This is a genomic window from Shewanella sp. POL2 (assembly GCF_000282755.1).
Taxonomy (GTDB): Bacteria; Pseudomonadota; Gammaproteobacteria; order Enterobacterales; family Shewanellaceae; genus Shewanella; species Shewanella xiamenensis.
Map to the genome: position 1 here is coordinate 1 of NZ_AKZL01000158.1, position 4,157 is coordinate 4,157.

The following is a 4,157-nucleotide window of genomic DNA, read 5'->3' on the forward strand; positions in this document are numbered from 1 at the left end:
TACTCAATACAGCTTTCCGAATTCATTTACTGCCCACATAAGATGGGGAGTAGATACCAAATTTGCTTGGTGACAATAGCATTGTGGTCCCACCTGATCCCATCCCGAACTCAGAAGTGAAACGCAATCGCGCCGATGGTAGTGTGGGGTCTCCCCATGTGAGAGTAGGTCATCGCCAAGCGCCTAATTAAACAATAAAGCCAGCTGAATAAGCTGGCTTTTTTGTTTTTGATGTTTTATTCACAGCTTCCTCAACTTGTTTTTGCTCATCTTTAACTCTTGCTCAACAGCTCAACAGCTCAACAGCTCAACAGCTCAACAGCTCAAAAGCTCAAAAGCTCAAAAGCTCAAAAGCTCAAAAGCTCAAAAGCTTGAGTCATGACGTATCTGTTTTATCGATCAATCTCAGTTTGCTGCAATTCTAGGGTGAAGCGTTTACAATGTCGCTTTTATCGCGGCAGAACATCATCATGTCTTTTCCATACTCGCTAAAACCGTTTAATACTTTTGGCGTAGAGCAATCCTGTTCATCATTGATTGAAGTCCATTCCAAGATGGAACTGCAAACGACTTGCTTATCTTTATATCAATCAAAGCGACCAATGCTTGTGCTTGGTGGTGGCAGCAATATCGTATTTACCGATGATTTTAATGGCACTGTAGTGCGAGTATTGTCTAAAGGCATTTCCTGCTCCGAAGATGACACTCACTTTTACCTTGATGTTGAGGCGGGTGAAAACTGGCATGAATTGGTCCTATTTAGCTTAGATCAGAACATGCCTGGACTTGAGAATTTAGCCCTGATCCCAGGCACAGTTGGCGCAGCTCCGATTCAAAATATCGGTGCTTATGGTGTTGAGTTTTGTGATGTTTGTGATTGGGTTGAATATCTTGATGTCGAGTCTGGCGACTTACTAAGGCTTACGGTCGATGAATGTGAGTTTGCCTATCGGGAGTCGATATTTAAAGGCAGCTTACGCGACAAAGCTGTGATTACCGCTATTGGTTTGCGCCTCCCTAAAGCTTGGCAACCAAAATTGGCCTATGGCCCGTTGCAATCATTTAACGCTGAGACGGTAACCCCAAGGGAGATTTTTGACCGTGTCTGTGAGGTGAGGAGTGAGAAGCTGCCGAATCCTGGGGTGCTAGGTAACGCTGGGAGTTTTTTTAAGAATCCAATCGTTAGCGCATCAGTTTATATTGAACTAGCTCAACGCTTTCCAAGCATTGTTGGTTATGCTCAACCCAATGGTGAGGTTAAACTTGCTGCTGGTTGGCTGATTGAACATGCGGGTCTTAAGGGCTTTGCCCTAGGAAACGCGGGAGTGCATGCGAAGCAAGCCTTAGTATTAGTCAATTTAGGCCATGCAACTGGCCAAGATATTTGTCGATTAGCATTGCATGTGATTGCGCGAGTGAATGAGGTTTTTGGCGTTAAGCTAGAAGCCGAGCCAAGAATTATGGGATTAACAGGGGAGACGAGTCTCGATGTCTGATAACTGGGTGAGAAAACGCGAAATACTGGGATTACTGTCGAACGAACATTTTGTCTCGGGTGAAGAGTTGGCGACACAACTGGGTATTTCTCGTGCGGCGGTGAGCAAGCATGTCGATGCTTTGGAAGACTATGGTGTGGCGATCTACAGTGTCAAAGGCCGCGGTTATAAGTTAGCTAATCCCATCTCCCTTATCGACTCGGCTCGTTTAATTCAGTCGATCGATAATCGATGCTTTTACTTTGATGAAATCCCGAGCACTAACGGCTTTATGTTAAGCCATACCAGTGAGCTTAAGAGTGGCGATGTATGTGTGGCTGAGTACCAGTCAGCGGGACGAGGACGTAGAGGACGAACTTGGGTGTCTCCCTATGGACATCATTTGTATTTCTCGCAGTTTTGGTCGTTCCCGCAAGGGATGGCGCAGGCAATGGGCTTAAGCCTAGTGGTGGCTTGTAGTTTAGTTGAGGTACTGAAATCCTTTGGTGTTGATAATATCGGCGTGAAATGGCCAAACGATATTTATCTTAATTATAAAAAGCTTGCTGGGATTTTAATTGAAATGTCCGGGCAGGCGGATAGCGAGTGTCAATTAATCATTGGTATTGGTGTTAACATGGCTATGTCGGAAGACCAAGGTAAGGGAATTGACCAGCCTTGGAGCGACTTGTCTAGCTTGACGGATATGCCAAATAAAACGGATCTCGTGATTGCACTACACAAACAGTTGAAGAGAGACATACAGTTGTTTGAGCGTGAAGGGCTGGCAGCCTTTAAAACGCGCTGGCAACAGGCGGATCTATTCCATGGTAAAGAAGTTCGTTTACTGATGGGCGAGAATCACGTTGACGGTATCTGTCGCGGGATCGATGAACAAGGTGCAGTATTGTTAGAAACCGCCGATGGCATACAAGCCTATATCGGCGGAGAAATCAGTTTAAGAGCAAGATAAGATTATTTACGCAGTAAAACGTGTGACATCAAATGATCCTGTCCTTTTTGTAGGATCAGATGCGCTCGTTCCCTTGTGGGCTGAATATTGAGCTGCAAATTGGGACCGTTGATTGTGTCCCATATTTTCGCCGCTATAGTATAGGCTTCATCATCCGTCAGGCTAGCATAGTGATGGAAATAGGACTTTTCATCACTAAATGCCCCTTTGCGAAATTGCAAAAAGCGCTCTTGATACCATTGCTTCAATAAATGCTCTTCGGCATCGACATAAATCGAAAAATCGACAAAGTCGGAGACAAAGGGCCTACGTATATCGACTGGCGAATCTAAACCTGTTTGTAAAACATTCAGTCCTTCGAGGATCAAAATATCGGGCTGCGAAACGGTTTGATGCTGGCCGCGAATACGATCGTAAGTCACGTGGGAATAGATAGGCGCATTTACATGGGCTTGCCCGGATTTTACCGCCGAAATAAATTCGACCAACATCTTCATATCGTAACTTTCAGGAAAGCCTTTGCGTTGCAATAGCCCTTTACGCTTCAAATCTGCCAGAGGATATAGAAAACCATCGGTCGTAACTAAATCGACTTTAGGATGCTCGGGCCACTGGCTTAGTAACGCCTGTAAAATACGCGCAGTGGTACTTTTACCCACGGCAACACTACCGGCAATGCTGATGATATAAGGACTACTTGAGGGCTTTTGCCCGAGAAACTCATCAAGGACTAAACCACGTTGTTGTTTGGCTTTTACAATTAAGTTAAGCAACCTGCTCAGAGGCAAATAAATATCAGTGACTTCTGAGAGCGAAACCTTCTCATTGATACCCCGAAGATTCTCCAAGTCTTGTTCACTCAGCGTCATTGGCACTGCGTCCCTTAAAACAGACCATTGTGCGCGCTCAAAGGCAAGATAGAGTGCTTTTTGAATTGGATTTTTTGACGTCATTGGCTTTCCTCGGCTTAGGAATCGCACAGTACACCATGACTTAAGTATCGACAATATAAAATCAATTCATGAAGCTCGGTTTCTAGCTCTTCTAGCCTTATTTACTGGATAAATGCTTGCCAACATCAGTTTGAGGGTAAAAAAGCATCATTTGATTGCTTTTTTTAAACAAATCGTCGATTTTCGCTTGCACTTGGGCACACATTTACCTAATATCCCGTTCCGAAATGATTTGCCGGCATAGCTCAGTTGGTAGAGCAACTGACTTGTAATCAGTAGGTCCCGAGTTCGACTCTTGGTGCCGGCACCATTTTACTGGAGGGGTTCCCGAGTGGCCAAAGGGATCAGACTGTAAATCTGACGGCTCCGCCTTCGAAGGTTCGAATCCTTCTCCCTCCACCATTTTCTAGGTAGTTAGGTAGCCTTAGTTAGGTTGCGCGGGCATCGTATAATGGTATTACTCCAGCCTTCCAAGCTGATAACGCGGGTTCGATTCCCGCTGCCCGCTCCAAATTTAGTTGCTGATATGGCTCAGTTGGTAGAGCACACCCTTGGTAAGGGTGAGGTCGGCAGTTCGAATCTGCCTATCAGCACCAGCCTTTCTGAATTAAGCTCCTATACCTAAATTAATCGGTTCGATGTCATTTATATGCATCGGATTTTTTCTATATGTATGTTTTCATCACCAAGACTCTTGGATTGAGGCAATACCATGGCTAAAGCTAAATTTGAACGTTCTAAGCCCCATGTTAACGT

General features: G+C 44.9%; 3 protein-coding genes, 4 tRNA genes and 1 rRNA gene. 7 read left to right on the forward strand and 1 reads right to left on the reverse strand.

Going from position 1 to position 4,157, the window contains the following annotated elements:
* The first annotated feature begins 65 nt into the window (after window positions 1–65).
* The 3 genes from rrf (at window position 66) to birA (ending at window position 2,448) form a co-directional block, all read left to right on the forward strand.
* Window positions 66–181: ribosomal RNA gene (gene rrf / locus SHEWPOL2_RS21560) — 5S ribosomal RNA — on the forward strand.
* A 289-nt stretch (window positions 182–470) separates the two neighbouring features.
* Window positions 471–1,496, forward strand: a complete 1,026-nt coding sequence (murB, locus tag SHEWPOL2_RS21565) for a UDP-N-acetylmuramate dehydrogenase (RefSeq protein WP_037431603.1) — start codon at window positions 471–473, stop codon at window positions 1,494–1,496.
* A complete protein-coding gene (gene birA, locus SHEWPOL2_RS21570; protein ID WP_037431601.1) occupies window positions 1,489–2,448 on the forward strand; it encodes a bifunctional biotin--[acetyl-CoA-carboxylase] ligase/biotin operon repressor BirA in 960 nt (319 codons plus the stop codon). The genes murB and birA overlap by 8 nt, the downstream gene beginning before the upstream one ends.
* Before the next feature lie 2 nt (window positions 2,449–2,450).
* Here the strand turns inward: birA and coaA are convergent, their stop codons facing one another.
* Window positions 2,451–3,401, reverse strand: a complete 951-nt coding sequence (gene coaA, locus SHEWPOL2_RS21575) for a type I pantothenate kinase (protein ID WP_037417855.1) — start codon at window positions 3,399–3,401, stop codon at window positions 2,451–2,453.
* Between the two features lie 234 nt (window positions 3,402–3,635).
* Here coaA and SHEWPOL2_RS21580 point away from each other — a divergent pair.
* The 4 genes from SHEWPOL2_RS21580 to SHEWPOL2_RS21595 all read left to right on the forward strand — a co-directional run bounded on the left by SHEWPOL2_RS21580 (window position 3,636) and on the right by SHEWPOL2_RS21595 (window position 3,997).
* Window positions 3,636–3,711: transfer RNA gene (locus tag SHEWPOL2_RS21580), tRNA-Thr, on the forward strand.
* 7 nt (window positions 3,712–3,718) lie between these two features.
* Window positions 3,719–3,803, forward strand: a tRNA-Tyr gene (locus tag SHEWPOL2_RS21585).
* A 35-nt stretch (window positions 3,804–3,838) separates the two neighbouring features.
* Window positions 3,839–3,912, forward strand: a tRNA-Gly gene (locus SHEWPOL2_RS21590).
* Between the two features lie 9 nt (window positions 3,913–3,921).
* A tRNA-Thr gene (locus SHEWPOL2_RS21595) sits at window positions 3,922–3,997 on the forward strand.
* Window positions 3,998–4,157: the final 160 nt, after the last annotated feature.

Coding starts and splice junctions, on each gene's coding strand:
- coaA (WP_037417855.1), bottom strand. CDS start 3,401: ATGACGTCAAAAAATCCAATTCAAAAAGCACTCTATCTTGCCTTTGAG.
- birA (WP_037431601.1), top strand. CDS start 1,489: ATGTCTGATAACTGGGTGAGAAAACGCGAAATACTGGGATTACTGTCG.
- murB (WP_037431603.1), top strand. CDS start 471: ATGTCTTTTCCATACTCGCTAAAACCGTTTAATACTTTTGGCGTAGAG.